16 protein-coding genes are annotated in these 16,243 nt (G+C 58.3%); 12 read left to right on the forward strand and 4 right to left on the reverse strand.

Features of this window, described 5'->3' with window-relative positions; genetic code table 11:
- Positions 1 to 128: 128 nt before the first annotated feature.
- Positions 129 to 383, reverse strand: coding sequence for a hypothetical protein (locus tag ACO07N_RS17720; RefSeq protein WP_421982291.1), 255 nt, complete (start codon positions 381 to 383; stop codon positions 129 to 131).
- Between the two features lie 282 nt (positions 384 to 665).
- Here ACO07N_RS17720 and ACO07N_RS17725 point away from each other — a divergent pair, with 282 nt between their 5' ends.
- Positions 666 to 968, forward strand: a complete 303-nt coding sequence (locus tag ACO07N_RS17725; RefSeq protein ID WP_421982292.1) for a phosphatidylglycerophosphatase — start codon at positions 666 to 668, stop codon at positions 966 to 968.
- A gap of 7 nt (positions 969 to 975) precedes the next feature.
- Here ACO07N_RS17725 and ACO07N_RS17730 read toward each other — a convergent pair whose 3' ends face one another.
- Positions 976 to 1,218, reverse strand: coding sequence for a DUF6455 family protein (locus tag ACO07N_RS17730; RefSeq protein WP_421984447.1), 243 nt, complete (start codon positions 1,216 to 1,218; stop codon positions 976 to 978).
- A 1,794-nt stretch (positions 1,219 to 3,012) separates the two neighbouring features.
- On the opposite strand from ACO07N_RS17730, the gene ACO07N_RS17735 reads away from it, so the two are divergent.
- The 10 genes from ACO07N_RS17735 to ACO07N_RS17780 all read left to right on the forward strand — a co-directional run bounded on the left by ACO07N_RS17735 (position 3,013) and on the right by ACO07N_RS17780 (position 14,029).
- Positions 3,013 to 3,972 (forward strand): flagellar hook-length control protein FliK, encoded by a 960-nt coding sequence (locus ACO07N_RS17735; RefSeq protein ID WP_421982293.1) that lies wholly within the window; start codon positions 3,013 to 3,015, stop codon positions 3,970 to 3,972.
- Positions 3,973 to 3,982: 10 nt separating this feature from the next.
- Positions 3,983 to 4,255 carry an EscU/YscU/HrcU family type III secretion system export apparatus switch protein gene (locus ACO07N_RS17740; protein WP_421982294.1) on the forward strand — a complete coding sequence of 91 codons (273 nt, stop codon included), beginning with the start codon at positions 3,983 to 3,985 and terminating at the stop codon, positions 4,253 to 4,255.
- Positions 4,256 to 4,547: 292 nt separating this feature from the next.
- The gene (locus ACO07N_RS17745) at positions 4,548 to 5,618 is read left to right on the forward strand and encodes a tetratricopeptide repeat protein (protein ID WP_421982295.1); all 1,071 of its coding nucleotides are present in this window, start codon (positions 4,548 to 4,550) and stop codon (positions 5,616 to 5,618) included.
- 160 nt (positions 5,619 to 5,778) lie between these two features.
- Positions 5,779 to 7,782, forward strand: coding sequence for a peptidoglycan-binding domain-containing protein (locus tag ACO07N_RS17750; RefSeq protein WP_421982296.1), 2,004 nt, complete (start codon positions 5,779 to 5,781; stop codon positions 7,780 to 7,782).
- A gap of 272 nt (positions 7,783 to 8,054) precedes the next feature.
- On the forward strand, positions 8,055 to 9,536 hold the full coding sequence (gene gatB / locus ACO07N_RS17755; protein WP_421982297.1) for an Asp-tRNA(Asn)/Glu-tRNA(Gln) amidotransferase subunit GatB: 1,482 nt from the start codon (positions 8,055 to 8,057) through the stop codon (positions 9,534 to 9,536).
- Between the two features lie 3 nt (positions 9,537 to 9,539).
- The gene (locus ACO07N_RS17760; RefSeq protein ID WP_421982298.1) at positions 9,540 to 9,935 is read left to right on the forward strand and encodes a GFA family protein; all 396 of its coding nucleotides are present in this window, start codon (positions 9,540 to 9,542) and stop codon (positions 9,933 to 9,935) included.
- A 230-nt stretch (positions 9,936 to 10,165) separates the two neighbouring features.
- Positions 10,166 to 10,846 (forward strand): amino acid ABC transporter permease, encoded by a 681-nt coding sequence (locus tag ACO07N_RS17765; protein ID WP_421982299.1) that lies wholly within the window; start codon positions 10,166 to 10,168, stop codon positions 10,844 to 10,846.
- Positions 10,843 to 11,553, forward strand: coding sequence for an amino acid ABC transporter permease (locus ACO07N_RS17770; protein ID WP_421982300.1), 711 nt, complete (start codon positions 10,843 to 10,845; stop codon positions 11,551 to 11,553). Before ACO07N_RS17765 ends, ACO07N_RS17770 begins: the two co-directional genes overlap by 4 nt.
- A 38-nt stretch (positions 11,554 to 11,591) precedes the next feature.
- The gene (locus tag ACO07N_RS17775) at positions 11,592 to 12,380 is read left to right on the forward strand and encodes a transporter substrate-binding domain-containing protein (RefSeq protein WP_421982301.1); all 789 of its coding nucleotides are present in this window, start codon (positions 11,592 to 11,594) and stop codon (positions 12,378 to 12,380) included.
- A 104-nt stretch (positions 12,381 to 12,484) separates the two neighbouring features.
- Positions 12,485 to 14,029, forward strand: coding sequence for an ArnT family glycosyltransferase (locus ACO07N_RS17780; RefSeq protein WP_421982302.1), 1,545 nt, complete (start codon positions 12,485 to 12,487; stop codon positions 14,027 to 14,029).
- Between the two features lie 9 nt (positions 14,030 to 14,038).
- On the opposite strand, the gene ACO07N_RS17785 is transcribed toward ACO07N_RS17780, so the two are convergent.
- Entirely contained in the window at positions 14,039 to 14,560 is a 522-nt protein-coding gene (locus tag ACO07N_RS17785) for a hypothetical protein (RefSeq protein WP_421982303.1), read from the reverse strand.
- Between the two features lie 213 nt (positions 14,561 to 14,773).
- Here ACO07N_RS17785 and ACO07N_RS17790 point away from each other — a divergent pair, with 213 nt between their 5' ends.
- The gene (locus ACO07N_RS17790; RefSeq protein ID WP_421982304.1) at positions 14,774 to 15,238 is read left to right on the forward strand and encodes a GNAT family N-acetyltransferase; all 465 of its coding nucleotides are present in this window, start codon (positions 14,774 to 14,776) and stop codon (positions 15,236 to 15,238) included.
- Positions 15,239 to 15,700: 462 nt separating this feature from the next.
- Here the strand turns inward: ACO07N_RS17790 and ACO07N_RS17795 are convergent, their stop codons facing one another.
- A complete protein-coding gene (locus tag ACO07N_RS17795; RefSeq protein WP_421982305.1) occupies positions 15,701 to 16,123 on the reverse strand; it encodes a DUF2147 domain-containing protein in 423 nt (140 codons plus the stop codon).
- Between the last annotated feature and the right edge of the window lie 120 nt (positions 16,124 to 16,243).

The raw sequence follows: 16,243 nt of genomic DNA on the forward strand, positions 1-16,243 counted from the left end.
TCCGGACATAAAACCTCGCTATCGGATGGTCCGCGTATCACGGCGAGGGAGCGCGATCAATCTCTGTCAGCGCATTGGAAGGAAACGGAAGACTGTTCTGGCCACCTGTTGCGAAATTGCCGCAAAAGTCAGCTGCTTTCCGCGGGCCAGTACCCGTTCTCCGGGTTGCGTGAGACGGCAATCGCCTTCACGTCCCGCGACCTGCAGGACGAACACACAAGCGTTTCACTGAGAGCCGAGACTTTCTGTTCCTGTGAGAACCGGGACCCGTTCATGTACCTGAACCGCCCGCAATTGTGGCAGATGATACCAAGCCGCCGGTCGGATTTTCCCAGAGCTTCGATGGTTGGATCGTCAGTAGGGGCAGCTGAGGCTAAAGACATGATTAAATGGTGTGCAAATAGAATGGATTTCCGAGAGATCTCGGAAATTTAACTTATGTTCCCTAATAGTATATCACAACAAATTTAAAAGTAAAATAGCGAAAAACACACATGAATGATCGTTCATGTTACGAGAAAATATCATTTATCATCGAATTGATTGGTAAAATCGCCAGTATTTCAAAGAAATATTTGACCGGATAGAAAAAAATAATCGGACAGCCTCTGAATTGCGTCACGAAAGGTCTCGCCATTCGACGGACGTGCCGCTATGAGAGGGGAATGAACCTGCTTTCTGATACTTGGATAGATCTTCTCGGACTTTCGGGACTTTTGAATCCGTTTGCGCTGCTGATCGGCGGTTACTTGGGCTGGCGTGCTGACACGCTTCAAAAGCTCTGGATCGTCGGCTTCGCAGCTGCTGCGCTTTCCCTCATGCTCGAAGCTGCAGTCGGCATGCTTCAGATACCGCAACCGATCTCGCAGGACGCGGGCGCGCTGGCAATGTTCCCGTTTCGATTTGTCGGGGGCGCGGCGTTGGGTGGCGCGATGTTCTGGCTGCGCAGGCAGCGCAAGCGGACCTGAAACTGGGTCAGTCTTGCAGCCAGCTGTCGAAAAGCTCGGCGTTCGGACAATTCTTCATGGGACTCTGCGCCCCGTCCGGATGCGCTTCGAGCCATTTCTTGCAGGCTTCGGCATTGCCACAGTTGATGCATCTCAGGGCAGCCGACCGCAACTCGGCATCCGATCTGATCCCCGTCGGAATTTTTTCCATGGCACCGATGGTGTCGAGCATTCTGCCCATCAAGCCGGCGCGCTCGTTCAGGCGGTCCATCCAGTTCACGCTGTTTCTCCCTTCACAGCCTTCAGTCCAGGTCAGCCCAGGTTGTCCGCGAGCAAATCGAGTGGCCAAGTCGGTTTCTCAAGTCATGCAGGCCCGCACAATGAACCGTTAAGGCTCCGGTGGCATTGATCAGGGTCAAGTCTGTGCAGGTCGGGAATATGCGGTCATACTGCGAGCTTGCGAATCTCTGCGACTGCGAATGCGAGAGGCGTTGCGATGGTCGAAACGGTAAGCGCGCAACCACTCGCCCTGGCCCAGGGAAGCTCGGTGGCGGCAGTGCGGCTTGAGCCTGGAACCGAACTGAAAGCCAGGGTTGAGGCCAATTTGCCCGGTGGTGTCGTCCGGCTTGCGACTGACGATGCGAAAATTGATCTCAAGATCCCGGTCAAGCTGCCTCCGGGAAGCGATGTGACGGTTTCCGTTTCCGGCAACAGGGCCAGTCCGGTGATCAAGGTGACAACGGCGCAGGCTTTGCCCGCGGATCCCGCGGCACCGGTTCAGTCACAACAACCGCAACAGGCCGCGCCACCGCCACAACAACTACTGCCCGGCAGGCCGGTAACCAGCGACGTGCCGCTACCGGCCCGGGGTGGAACGGCACAGCCGCCAGTAACCCGGGGCGCGCCGGGTTCGCAGCTTGCGCAGGTCGTACAAGCCGCACCGGCCCGGGGAAATCTCCCCCCGCAGAACGCTCCGGCGCAACAGGTGCCGCCCAATCCTGGGACTCCCGGGCAAACGCCGGCAAGTCCGGTGCAGCGACCCGGATCTCCGGCAACAGTCACGCCTCAAGCCGCCCCACCTTCTGCTGAACCGGCCGCGCAGGGCTCGCGGACCGATCCGGGCGCGTCCGGTCCACGGCCGCCAACGGCTTCCGGTTCAGCTCCGCTTCCCGCTGCTGCCAGAGCCGGTGCTGGCGCAGCGGCAACCGTCGGCGCGCCGGTAAGCGGCAATGCCAGTCCGCAGAGCCCGCAGGCGTTGCCTCCGCGGGGTTCGGCGCCACCTCCCGCACAGGTATCGGCGACGGCGCCAGCCGCGGGCGCAACCTCTGCGTCGCCCACTGGTTCAGCCCCGACGGTGCCGGGGGCGCCTGCAGCGCCGCAACAGGGGGTGGATGGCATCCGGCAGGCACCTGTGGCGACACCGGCCAGTCCGGCGTCGGCAGGCACCGCTTTGGGGCCCCTTCAGTCCGGAGAAGCAGTGCCCGGACCGGCACGCCCCGCTGCGCAGACACGTCCGGATGCAGGCGGGAAGGACCCGTCAATTCAACAGGCACCGACGCGATCGGCTCCCGGATCGCCCGGCGCGGCTGGAACGGCACCGGCGCAGGCGTCGGGCGGCACGGTACCGACGACCGCTCACACGCAGCAGGTACCTTCCGCTCCGGTATCCGGTCCCGTCCCTGCGCAAACGGCGCCGGGCCGGCCTGTGGCCAGTTCAACGCATCCGGTACCGGAAAGGGCCGTGCCGGCCCAGGCAGCAACCCAGACAAACGCCCAGACAAACGCCCAGACAACTGGCCAGACACTTGGGCGGGCGCCAACCCAGACACAGGTTTCGGCGGCTGGTCCTTTGCCCGCCGGGCAGGGCAGCTCGGCGGCGGATGCCGCAGCACCTCAGGTCCGTCCTGCTGCAAGCGCGTCAAGTTCAGTTGCGCAGCAGCCGCCGGCCGCAAATCCTGGGGGCGGGGGATTGCCGCAAGCGGGAGACAGCCTGCGTGTTGCGCAACACCAGCCCTACCAGACGCCGAGATCGGGATCTGCGCTGCAGCCGGGAGGGGCTCCGGACTTGAACGCGAGGACGGAGACCAGGCCTGCACATCAGGTTGCACGTCAGGCATTTCAGGCACTCGGCGAACAGCAGTCCGGCCTGGCAAGCGTCTTTGCGCAGGCGGGAAATCTGGTGTCCTTGCAGGCGGCCGGCAAGGTTTCCCTGCCGGACCCCGTCGTGAAGGCGATGCAGCAGATCCTCGGTTTGCGCCTGAATGCGGGACAGAATCTAACCGCCGGGGATATGCAGCAGTCCGTGCGCCTGTCGGGCCAGTTCAGGGAGGCGAACGCCGCCTTTCCGCGCGGCGGCATGCCGGGCGCGCAGCCGGATCTCAAGTCGGTCCTGCTGTCCTTCCGGTCGCTGTTGCAGCAGTTCGGCGCCGATGCGCAGGTCACGCGGCCCGCCGCGCAGCCCAAACCGCCTTCGCGGCAGGACCCGCCGCAGGGGCAAACCCAGCCGGGTTCGAGAGGCTTCCTGCCGGGAAGCACGCCTCAGATCCTGCAGGCCATGCTGAAGGAAACCGACGCGGCTCTGGCGCGCGTCCGGATGACCCAGCTCGTCAACACGGGACTTGCCGGAGACGAGCGTGCCCAGGCGGCGTCCCGCCCCATGGATCTTGTGCTTGAATTGCCGCTGGCCCTTGGTCAGGAAACGGGAATTTTGCAGCTGCAGGTCGGCCGCGATGGTGGCGGGCAGTCCGAAGACGGGGAGAACGAGGCTGCCTGGCGGCTCCGGTTCGCGATGGATCTCACGGCGACCGGGCCGGTGGAGGCTGCCGTCAGCCTGAGAGGCGGCGGCACTTATGTCAGCCTTTGGGTCGATCGACCGGCCACCTTCGACGGTCTGAAGGCTCTCGAGGAGACCATGATGGCGTCCTTTGCCGATGCCGGGCTTGATTTGCAGGAGTTTCGGCTGGTGCGCGGGTTGCCCCCGAGGTCGGCCGCCAGCTACGGCACACTTGTCGACAGGCAATCCTGAGGAGGGAACGATGGAACCGGGAGAAAAGCCTGAAAAGAAACTTGCCGTCGCGCTTCGATACGAAAACGAGGGAGCGCCCGTCGTCACCGCGAAGGGGGGCGGCACGATTGCCGAGCAGATCGAAAAGCTCGCACGCGAGGCCGGGGTGCCGATTGAACAGAACCCGATGATGGCCGAGGCGCTTTCGCAGATCGAAATCGACCAGGAAATCCCTGTCGAACTCTATCAGGCGGTTGCCGTATTGATCGGCTTCATAATGCGCACCGGCAAAGCGTCCGGCTAGAAGTCACATTGGACTGAACGACTGTCCGGGCCTGTCGGTTCAGCAGACAACGCAGGGTGCTGATCTGCAGGCTGACTATGTCGCGGGTTCGAGCTGCATTTGCCAATATCGGAGAAGCAATTCTTCAATCGGGCCACACGTCAGGCACTGAAAAAAACCTACACAAGTTGCAAAATACAACCTTAAATTATAAGCAGGGTAGTATGTTCTGAGTTATGAAGTAAATTGAATTATTCGTCAAATTGAGTTAGTCTATTTTTTAACTGCTGGGTTGTTCAGGGGTTAATTGCCCATGAGTTATCTAAATAATTTTTTGAAAATAATCGGATTGATTGTTTCCGCTGTATTGATAATTGAGCCCTCTATCGTGAAGAGCCGAGAGGATTTGCTCGTCTATCATTTTGTTTTTGAGTTCAAGTTCATCATTGTGTCACTCGTTTTGGCATTGGTTTTTGCAGACAAAATATTCTTGCTTGTTAAGTGGTTCCTGGAGAAGTTCCCGAAATTTATTTTTTCAATTCAGGTACTTTTTAGAAGAAAGAAATATGGAGATTACGTTTTTGTCGTTATTTCTTGTTTCCTTTTTGCAGCTGCCTCGGGAGTCATGATTTCTGGTTTGGCTCAAATATTCTTCGTCGAAGTCAGATCTGCCAGTTATTTGTATGCTGGGAACAACGAAATAGTCAGACAGAAAATCGTTTTCAGAATAAACGAAAACTTGCAGGAAGGCAGGCTGCGGGAAGCGATCCACAAAATCGACGAACTCGTCAAACTATTCCCGAATGACTACAGAGTCAGGTATTCGCGAAAGCTGGCGGATGAACTGCAAGTGATAACCGAAATTTCAGAACACCTGACCGAAAAGGGGATGGCGCACCGAAGCAAGGGGCAACTTCGGTCCGCCGCGAAAAATCTTCAGTTCGCCTATTTGCTTAACCCGGGAAATAATCTCGCCAACGACGAGTACAGCCGCATCCTGGATACTCTGGATCGTCCGGAATTCTCGGAAATGATCGAAACACTGATCGCCGAGTGCAACGGCACCATCGCCGAATTTCTGGTGGCAGGTGAACGGCAAAGAACCGAACCGGTCATTCAGGTCTATACCGACACAAGCGAACTGAAACGCGCGATGCTTCACAAGATTCTTTGCGAACGCGGAATTTTTGAGGATCCGTACGCGGTTTCCTTGCAGGACCCGGGTCCTCCGGTGGACCAATGGGGCTACGTCATTGAAGACCGTACGGATCCTGCATCCTTGCCTCCGCGGAAAATAGTCAAAGGATTGAAGTATTACTCCGATGTAGAGGAGGTGAGAGCCGATCTCCGCCTCTCCATGGATTATAGGGGGCAGCATGATTAAGTCAGCGCAAAAGCCCCAGCGGGTGGCGCTCTATTTCGTTTTTTTTGTTTCTGTCAGCATCGCAGTGTCCGTCGCGATCGGCTTCAAGCCGAGCGGGTTTTTGCTAAAGATTTTCAAGAATCTTTTTGGCGTCACTGACGGCTAGGTTCGGAGGATGCAAATGGCGTCGAAGTCTCTTTCGGCATCAAATCTGCAATCAGCGTGCCGGACGAGCGCTGGATGGATACTGGCAGGTGCGGTGCTCATTGCGATACTGGGCTGCGGCCTGTTGTATGTCGCCGACCGTACTTACGATCGGCAGAACCGATACCTGAACACCAGCTTACCGTTCAATTTCGCAGACACCAAAAGCTTCGCTCTCAGATCATCATCAGAAGCAAATATACTGTTTGAAAACAGGTTTTTCTCTGAACGCGTGCGGCAGTCCAGGCATGTCATGGAGTCTTCCAAGATAATAGAGGAACACGGGCATGTGGTCAGCAACAGGTTTTTTTCCAATCTGTGGCAGCTGCTGTCCTACCTCCATGCAGTGTCCAACACCGATGCGGCTGCAATAATAGAAGTCCATCATGCCGATTCAGGAGCGCTGTGGTCCTTGCCGGAATGTGAGAATTTCGAACTCACCAGTTCACGGTGCAACTCCGAATACGTGAACCAGACAAACATGTCCGCCTTTTTTGAACATGTCGTGCAATTCTACATTAAGCCCGCCCTGGTCAGCTTTCAGACCGGTCAACTCGCACAAGGTTATTCCAAGATCAGAACTGCGGATGAAATCATAAGAAATGTTGATATTGGCGCACATGATGAGTTTGACTATGGGAATTTAAACAAAGCATATATACTCAACTCTATTGTTATGGACATTTATCATGGTGTTCTGGATTTTGGTTGGCAAGATCTTTATAGCGTGAGTGATGTCCTGGAATACACTAGCTTTGAAGACTATCAGATCGAAATTTCCGATCCCTTTTTGTCAAGATACATGGCGGGACTTCACGCGCTACAAAATAACTGCTTCATGAAAGCATCGCGTGAATTTGCGGCAGGCTATCAAGAACTGAGCGAACAAGACAAAAGAGGAAGACTGTCCGAGCTTTTCGCATTCATGACGATCAGGTCGATGGTCAAGCCACTTACCGATATGCGAAAGCAGTCGCTGAACCTGCAGTCGGTGAACATGGAAGCACCTGATCTACAATCATATGCAGGCAGTCTTTTGATCGAAGACTGCGGCGAGGTCAGAAGCCAGAAAGACAGCAGGCGCCTCGCGCTCAAGGCTATCGAGCGGTTTAGCCGTGTCGTCGAACATGTAGGATTGAAGCGCGACATAAAGGAATATCGGGACAGGCTCACAAGCAGCGGCGGCGCTGACCCCGAGTCGATCAAGGCGCACATGAATTTCATGTGTTCGGAAGACAATCTGTCCTCTGGCAGAAAGTACTTTCTTGCGCGCAACGCGACGAGCGAGGATCGGCTGGAACCCTATTGTGAGCGACTGCTTCGCAGATACGGGAGCCAGGACGCCGACGGAGAAGAGTTTTTCGAAGATCCGAATGACGGGGGATACCTCGATGAGTTCACTGACGATGAACCGGAGCAGGACGCAGATCGGTTGGGCGGATTGCCAGTAGACCAGGGGCGAGACACGGGGCTTGGAGACGAACAGCAGCCTGAGGCCACGAGAACGGATGTTCCTTTGCCCGTGCTTGGCAGCTGGATTCAGGTGCATTCCAAGCGCGCATATTCGGAAGCAGAGGCTGCGGCTCGCCAATACCAACGTGAGCTGGAAACCGATGTTTCGGTTTTCGAACACCGCAGCGGATGGTTTGTCGTTGCGATTGGCCCGTTCGGTGAGGGAGGCGCCGAAAAATGGCGCGACGTCCTTTCGCGCGAAGGCCGGATACCGGAGGACAGCAAGGTCAAGAACGGAACCGTCTTGGGAGACCTTGTCTGGGGGAAAGACGCCGTACTCGTGATCAATATTCAGTCGGAGTTGGAAAGACTTGGGTGTCGCCCAGGCGTTCTGGATGGTGACTGGGGCCCAAAAACGAAACAGGCGCTGGAAACCGTCTTTGGGCGATCGTCGTTTCAAAGCGAAAACGCAGTGCCGTCTCTTGAGATTCTGGACTTGCTGAAAGCCAAGAACGGGCGCTATTGCTGAAACCGTCGGTGGGCTGACCAAGGCTTGGTCTTCCTTGTTTGTTGCACCGGGCCGCGTTATGCCGAAAGGCCACGACCGGACCCTCCAGGTAAGTCTCATCGCACGTGAACGTGGTCTCCGGTTCGAAACAAGCAGGTCTGGGCAAGGAAACCCTTGCAGCCGGCGCAATTCCCGAATAGGTCATCAGGCAGCTAGAAATTCGCGCCGCAGCATTCCTGCCGACCTGCCTGACCGCGCGCGCGAAATCGAACAGAACAGGAATTTTGACGAAGATGACGATTGTCGACGTACGCACACCCGACCCGAAGAAATTCATCAAGGGCGCGACCGGCGATTGGGAGATCGTGATCGGCATGGAAGTCCATGCGCAGGTCACGTCCGAAGCCAAGCTCTTTTCCGGCGCCTCGACAGAATTCGGCAAGGACCCAAACGACAATGTCAGCCTTGTCGACGCGGCCATGCCCGGAATGCTGCCGGTCATCAACGAGGAGTGCGTGCGCCAGGCGATCCGCACCGGCCTTGGCCTCAAGGCGCAGATCAACCTGAAGTCCGTGTTCGACCGCAAGAACTATTTCTATCCCGATCTTCCTCAGGGCTATCAGATATCCCAGTTCAAGCAGCCGATCGTCGGCGAGGGCAAGATTCTGCTCGACATGCCGGACGAGCAGGTTGAGATCGGGGTCGAACGCCTGCATCTGGAACAGGACGCGGGCAAGTCCCTGCACGATCAGCATCCGAGCATGTCCTTCGTCGATCTCAACAGGTCCGGTGTCGCGCTGATGGAGATTGTCTCCAAGCCGGATCTCAGGTCCTCCGACGAGGCCAAGGCCTATCTGACGAAACTGCGCACGATCCTGCGCTACCTCGGCACGTGCGACGGCAACATGGATCAGGGCTCCATGCGCGCGGACGTCAACGTTTCGGTGCGCCGCCCGGGCGGTGACTTCGGCACGCGCTGCGAGATCAAGAACGTCAACTCGATCCGTTTCGTCGGCCAGGCAATCGAATATGAAGCGCGCCGTCAGGTAGGCATCCTGGAAGACGGCGGCGAGATCGACCAGGAGACCCGTCTCTTTGACGCGGTAAAGGGCGAGACACGGTCCATGCGCTCCAAGGAAGAGGCGCACGACTACCGCTACTTCCCGGATCCCGACCTGCTGCCGCTGGAATTCACACAGGCATTCGTCGACGGTCTGTCCGGTCATCTGCCGGAACTGCCGGACGACAAGAAGGCACGGTTCATCAGCGACTACGGCCTGACCGCATATGACGCCGACATTCTGGTCGTCGAAAAGGCGTCAGCTGATTTCTTCGAGGATGTCGCCAAGGGACGCGATGCGAAGCTGTCTGCCAACTGGGTCATCAACGAATTGTTCGGGCGGCTCAACAAGGAAGGCAAGGACCTTTCCGAAAGCCCGGTTTCTGCCGATCAGCTCGGTTCGATCATCGACCTCATCAAGGCGGGAACGATTTCCGGCAAGATCGCCAAGGACCTGTTCGAAATCGTCTGGACCGAAGGCGGCGACCCGGCGCAGATCGTGGAAGATCGCGGCATGAAACAGGTCACGGACCTTGGCGCGATCGAAGCGGTGGTAGACGAAATCCTGGCGGCCAACCCGGACAAGGTCGAGCAGGCCAAGGAAAAGCCGAACCTTGTCGGCTGGTTCGTCGGACAGGTCATGAAGGCCTCCAAGGGCAAAGCCAATCCGCAGGCCGTGAACGATCTTCTGAAACAGAAAATCGGTCTGGAATAGTCCATGACCGGCGCAGGGGATCCATCCGCGGTGGCGCTTCCCATCAAAGGGGCCTGCCACTGTGGTGCGGTGACCTTCGAAATGTCGGTGCAGCCCCGCCATGCGGTCGCGTGCAATTGTTCGATCTGCCGGAGCCTCGGCACGGTGTGGGGTCATGGCGGCCCGGGGACCATTGTCATCAGCGCTGAACCGGACGCCACGATCAGGTACTCATGGGGCGATCGTCAGCTTGCCTTTCACACCTGCAAGGTCTGTGGGTCGACAACCCATTGGGAAGCCATCGCCGGCGAAGCGAAAGGGCGCATGGCGGTCAACCTGCGCCTCGCACCGCCCGGAACGGTCGAAGCCATCGGTCTGCGTCATTTCGATGGCGCGGAAACCTGGTCGTTTCTGGACTGAAACAGCTTCGAACCGGTCATCAAACTCCTGCGCATCTGGCAAAAACTTGGCTAATTGTTTAGCTGGCTGCCCTTTTTCTGAGCGATGTAGCAGCTGAGATCGCCTCGGATAGACGTTTGGCGGCGCAAACCACTCTCTTTCCTGTTTGGCACGCGCGTTGCAAAGCAACCCCAAAACCATAGAGGGTTGGGGGCGTCCTTGACGACATGCGAATTGCCGGATCGGTCGCAGTGGCCGATCTGAGATTCTTTGAGATCTATCGGAATCCGGAATACCTCTGGCTGCTTTTTCAGGGCGCGCTGGTCAGTGGGCTTCTGACCATCGGCGGAGGACTTTTCGGCTTCATTGCCGCGCTTCTTCTCGCCGCATGCCGGCATTACCGGATCCCCGTTCTGATGCAGCTGGCAACGGCATGGGTCGAGTTCATCCGCAACACCCCGCTTATCGTTCAGATGTTTTTCATCGCGTTCGGATTGCCGCTTCTGTTCGGCTACCAGTGGCCCTTCTGGGGACATGCCCTGCTGGCGCTGTCCGTGAACTTCTCCGCCTATTTTGCCGAAATCCTGCGGGCCGGCCTGGCATCGGTCGATGCCGGGCAGGGGGAAGCTGCCGACTCGCTCGGCATACCGAGATGGCTGAGCTTCATCAAGGTCAGCCTTCCGCAGGCCGTGGCAGCGATGTACCCGTCGCTCAACAGCCAGTTCATCTTCCTGTTTCTGACGACGGGGGTCATCTCGGAAATCGGCGTCACCGACCTGACCTGGGCCGGTGTCTTCATCGACAGCCGCAGCTTCCGCTCCTTCGAGGTCTTCTTCACCCTGACCGTGATCTACGTGCTCATGTCACTGATGTTCAAAAGCGCGCTGCGTCTTCTGCATGACCGTCTGTTCAAGTGGAAGGTGGTGCGATGAAGGACCTGTTTGCCGAGGTCTTGGGAAAACCGTTCGGGATCGTCCTCTACCAGCTGTTGGATGCGACGCAGTTCACCATCTACCTGTCGCTGATCGCCTTCCTGGGCGGTGGTGCCATCGCCATGATCGTTACCGCCGCGCGGGTCGCACCCGGGCGCTTTCTTTCCGGGCTGTCGACGGCCTACACCTGGCTGTTTCAATCCGTTCCGTTGCTGATGCTCCTGTTTCTATTGGGGCTCGGCGTTCCGCATCTTTTTTCTCTCAGGATCGACCCCTGGACCGCTGCCGGAGTGGCACTGACGCTTTATACCAGCGCCTATCTGGCAGAGGTCTGGTGCGGCGCCATCTTCGCGGTTCCAGGTTCGCAGCACGAGGGCGGCAAGGCGCTCGGCCTGACGCTGTTCCAGATCATGATCCTCATTATCCTGCCGCAGGCCGTCCGCCTGGCGATCGCGCCGACGATCGGTTTCATGGTGCAGATCATCAAGGGCACGTCGCTGGCCTATATCATCGGCTTTCATGACCTGATGACGGTTGGCAAACGCTGGGCGAATTCGCCCGTTCCGGGCACGCAGCCATTCGTCATCTACCCGCTGATGGCAATCATCTATTTCAGTCTCTGTTTTCCGTTGTCCGTCTGGTCGCGCCGCCTGGAAAAGCGGCTCGGCTCGGCATCTTCAAAGAGCGGGGGCAACGTCGCCGCCTGAAAAATCGCGCTTGTTCAACCAAAAAGGAGGGTCGCGAAATGTGGAAGAAACTAACTGGTCTTGGAGGAGCCCTGCTGTCGGCTGCTCTGGTCTTCGCCAGTCCGGCAACGGCTGAGCTGAAGGACATTCTGCAGTCCGGAACGATCAAGATCGCAACACCGGAAAACTTCCCGCCATTCGGGTCGCTCGGCGCGGACGGCGAATACGAGGGATACGACATCGACGTCGCCAAGATGATCGCGGAAGACCTGGGTGTCGAGCTTGAACTGGTGCCGGTGACCTCGAAGCAGAGGATACCGTTCCTGGAGACCGACCGGGTCGATCTCGTGATCTCGACCCTCGGCGCCAATCCGGAACGGGCCAAGTCCATCTGGTTCTCGCATGCCTATGCGCCGTTCTTCTCCGGTGCCTTCGCAAAGCCGGATGTGTCCGTTGCATCGATAGCCGACTTTGCCGGCAAGAAGATTGCCGTCACCGGCGGCACGCTGGAAGATCTTGCGATCACCGAGGATGCGCCGGAAGGGTCTGAAATCATCCGTTTCGGTGACAACGCCGCAACCATCGCCGCCTACGTGTCAGGTCAGGCCGATGTCATCGTGACGGGCAACATGGTCGCGCTCGGAATTGCGAATGACAATCCGGATTTCAATCTCCAGACCAAGTTCATCATCGCGAACTCCCCGTCCTATATCGGGGTGAAGACCGGAAACATCGACCTCCTGCAGTGGGTGAACGTGTTCGTGCTGCACAAGAAGCTCAACGGCAAGCTCGACGAGCTCTCCAAAAAGTGGCTGAAGACACCCCTGCCGCCGCTGCCCGCGCTCTGACGCCGAGTAAAGACAACGGAGAGCGCGGTTTTCGCCCGCGCTCTCCGGCCTTCAGGTCCGTTTGAAGGGTTACACGCAACCGGAAATCATGTATCCCGCTTGCCATGGCTGTATTGCAATCCTCTCATCGCGAGACCGACATCCCCTTCTATGCGACGCCGCTCGGCGTCTGGGGCATCGTCGCCTTGTGGGGTGCCCTGCATCTCCTGTTGCGGGCTTTGTCGACGCCGGTTCTCGGCACCGACGACATGTTCGAAAACGTCCTGGTTCAAACCCTTGAACCCGGCTACATGCTGCGCCAGCCGCCACTCTACGAATGGCTCCTCTGGTCTGCGCAACAGGTGTTCGGCCCGACCATCTGGGCCGCGCTTTTCGTCAAGTACAGCCTGATCTCCGTCGCCGCCCTGTTTCTGTTCCTGATCGCCCGAAAGGCGATCCGGGCACTGCGCCTGGCTGCTCTGTGTGCCTTTTGCTATTCGCTCTACTACCAATTCGGCTGGAACCTGCATGAAGGTGTCACGCACACGGTGGTGCTGACGACGGCCTGCGCGGCAAGCGCCTATTTCTTTATCAGGGCGCTGGAGACCGGCCGCCTGTTATTTTACGTGTTGTTCGGCGTAGCGGCCGGCGCAGGGCTGATTGGCAAGCATTCTTATCCGATATTTGCGCTCGCCCTGCTTCTGGCTGCCGTCAGTGACAGGGTTTGGCGGCCGCAGATCCGGCTAGCGGGTCTGGTGCTCGTGCCCGTCGCCGCGGCAATCGTCTACAGCCCCTATGCGTTCTGGATCCTGACGGAAGGCCTGCAACTCTTCGCGTCGGTCTCCAAGACGATGGGTGTCGCCTCCGAAACATCGCACGCGGCACGGGCCGGCGAAGGTCTGGGCAAGCTTGCATTCGGCCTCATCGGCTTTTCCGTGCTCCTTGTGCCCGTTTTGCTGCTGCTTTTCTGGCCGCGCTATTTGGGAAGAATGGAGGCCGCATCTCCGGCGGTGAGTGACGTGGCCCGGCTTTGCGGGCGCACCGTTGTCGCCATGATCCTGTTGACCGCGGTCATGATCACCATCACCGGTGCGACCTATGTCAAGGAGCGGCACATGCATCCCCTGATGCTGCTGTTGCCGATCTACCTGTTCGCGGATCTTGAGCGGTTCGGATTCCAGCGGCAATGGCGCTGGCTGGCAACCATCGCCGCCGTAACGGTTGCCGTCGTGTTTCTTGCCCGCATTCCCGGCCTTGTCGCTCCTGACCGGTTCTGGTGCGGTGGCAAGTGCCGGCACATGAAACCCTACGCGGATATCAGGCAGCCGCTGGCCGGGCTTGGCGCGGACAGAGCGACGCTTGTCGCGGACAACGGCTACACGGGCGGCAATCTTCGGGTGCTCTTTCCGGACGCACGGGTCGTCACGGCTGCGATCCCGGCGCGGGTGCCGCCGCGCGAAAAATGCTTCTTTGTCTGGGAACACGGCGACCGGGAACCGGAGACACCTGCAGATCGACGTTTTTCGGAAATCGCCTTCGGTAGTCCCGGGGCACCCGTTTCTGCGACTTACCTTACAGGCTCCTGGCCACACCTTTGGAAGGAGAACGGCTGGCGCACCACCTGGTGGGGCGTTGCGGAACTGGACCCGCAGGAACCGCTCTGCCGATAGTTCCGGGCGTCAGTTTTGTCTGACCAGAAGCATTTCGGCCTTCATGTCCAAGAACCGGCCGAGATCCTTGTGACCATTCTGGAAACTGGAACACCAGATGCGGCCGATCCCGGAAACTTCGAGAAAATTGACCTGAAACGCGTTTGAATGCCCAACATGTTCGAGGTCGTCCCAGCCGACCTTCTTGTTCCGCATGAACGGGCTGTCGAAGTAGATCGCGTTCCTGTCATATCCGAAGCGGACGAAAAACACCTGATAGACGACAAACAGCGTCAGCGCGAGAAACACCGTGGTGACGACGAAGGCCAGGGCGATGTGTTTGGCCGGCGCGTGCGCCATTGCATAGACAACAAGCAGCGACAGCGGCACGAGCGCGGCTGCGATCCACTTGCTGGCAAGGCTGTAGGTCAGAAAGCTGACATGGCCCCTGGTGTGTCCGTCCGGGCGCGCGACCGCGGACAGGCCCCAGACGGAGGCCGCGCTTACCACACCGCTTCCGATAGGTATTGCCCAACCGCCCAAGTCAAACATGTGAGGCCATATCCCCGTGAAAGGTTCCGGTAGCCGGGTCTTGTCTCCCGCGATCCGGCTTGTTGCGATGAAACACTATGGATGCGGCTTTAAATCTTGGTACATCAGGTAGGACGAATTTGATTCAAATCTTAGCGAAAAGGCACGGCGGTGCATCCGGCCCGTGAAACGCCTGCCGGACCTTTTCCGGACGTCATCGGAGACACGGGGAAAGTGGACACTGACATAAAGATCGAGAAGGCGGATCCCGGCCATCTGCAGGCCATCGTCGCCATCATCAACGCGGGTGCGACGAGCATCCGCCGGGACAAGGAATTCGACGGCTGGCAGGACTACCGGCCGGCATTTGACGCGCTCGTCGGGGCTCCCGAGGTTGATATCTATGTTGCCCTAAATGGCGCCGGCGAGGTGGTCGGCACCTACCAGATCCACTTCCTGAAAGGTCTTGCTTTCCGGGGGCGCTCCAGGGCGGAGCTTGAATCGGTGCACGTGCGGTCGGATCAGCGGGGCAGGGGCGTAGGCCGCCTGATGATGGCGCATGCCGAAGATCTGGCGCGGGCACAAAAGGCCTGCATGGTCCAACTCACGTCCAATCGGGAGCGCGAGGGATCTCATCACTTCTATCGCCGGCTCGGTTATGACCAGAGCCATCTCGGCTACAAGAAGATGCTGATCTGACAGTTTCAGGAGGCGGCGTGGAACGTGCGCCAAGGCCGTTTCGGCCCCGCCATATCGCACGCACCGATGCGCCACACAGTCGGAAAAACGAGATGGCGGGGCAGCCAGATCACGGAGATCTGGCAATCTGCTCCTGCATGCTGACTGTCTGGGGTCAGAAAAGCTCTAGAGCATTTTCCGACCAATTTGGATCATTTGATGAGGATATCCGGTTCACTCGGCCAGGCGGGTCACGAAGCGCGATGCGGTGCATCGTGCAAGTGGCACAACGCAGCCGATGGGCTGGATATCCTCACCGGTTGTGAAACGCATTCAAGCGTCAAACATCAAGATTGGCCGGGCCCTTTTTCGCTCTGGCATCGTTGGTCCACCCTTGCGGTGGGAAACACCGCGGCGGGCGAACCGCCTCGCCAGCGCGAAAAAGGGCCTCGGTCAAATGACCCAAATTGGTCGGAAAATGCTCTAGTTGCTTCGGGTCCAGGTTTCACCCTTGCAGATCAGGCCGCCCATGACACAGCCTTCGAGCTTGAGCTTGTTGGCCGAGGTCAGCTCTATGAAGCCGGTATAGGTCTTGCCGTCTTCCGCGTTGTAAACCTTGCCCTTCCACTGATTGGCCTGCTTGGTCGGCTTCATGGACTGCACGATCTGCACCCCGACGAGCGGGCGGCCGCGCTTGGACGCGTCAGGGTTGGCAGTGTCGTTCCGCGGTGATTTCAGCCAGATCAGGTTGCCGCACAGCGCATTTCCGCATGACGTGATGCGGATCTTGGACGCGCCATTGGGTCTGACCCAGTCTCCCTTTGCATCGGCAGCCAGCGCAGCGGTAGCGCTCACCGGGATTGTCATCACCGCGCACAGCGCCGCGATCAGAAGTGGTCTTCGCATCGTTCCTCCCTTACGTTTACGAAAACGTAAACTAGATGCACTGTGCCGGGTTGAAAACCCGTCACCCTAGGTCATGTGAGGAACTTTTTTTATGCTTGGCGTGAACCAATTTTGGCTTGA

It is taken from the genome of Roseibium sp. (genome assembly GCF_965229775.1).
GTDB lineage: Bacteria > Pseudomonadota > Alphaproteobacteria > Rhizobiales > Stappiaceae > Roseibium.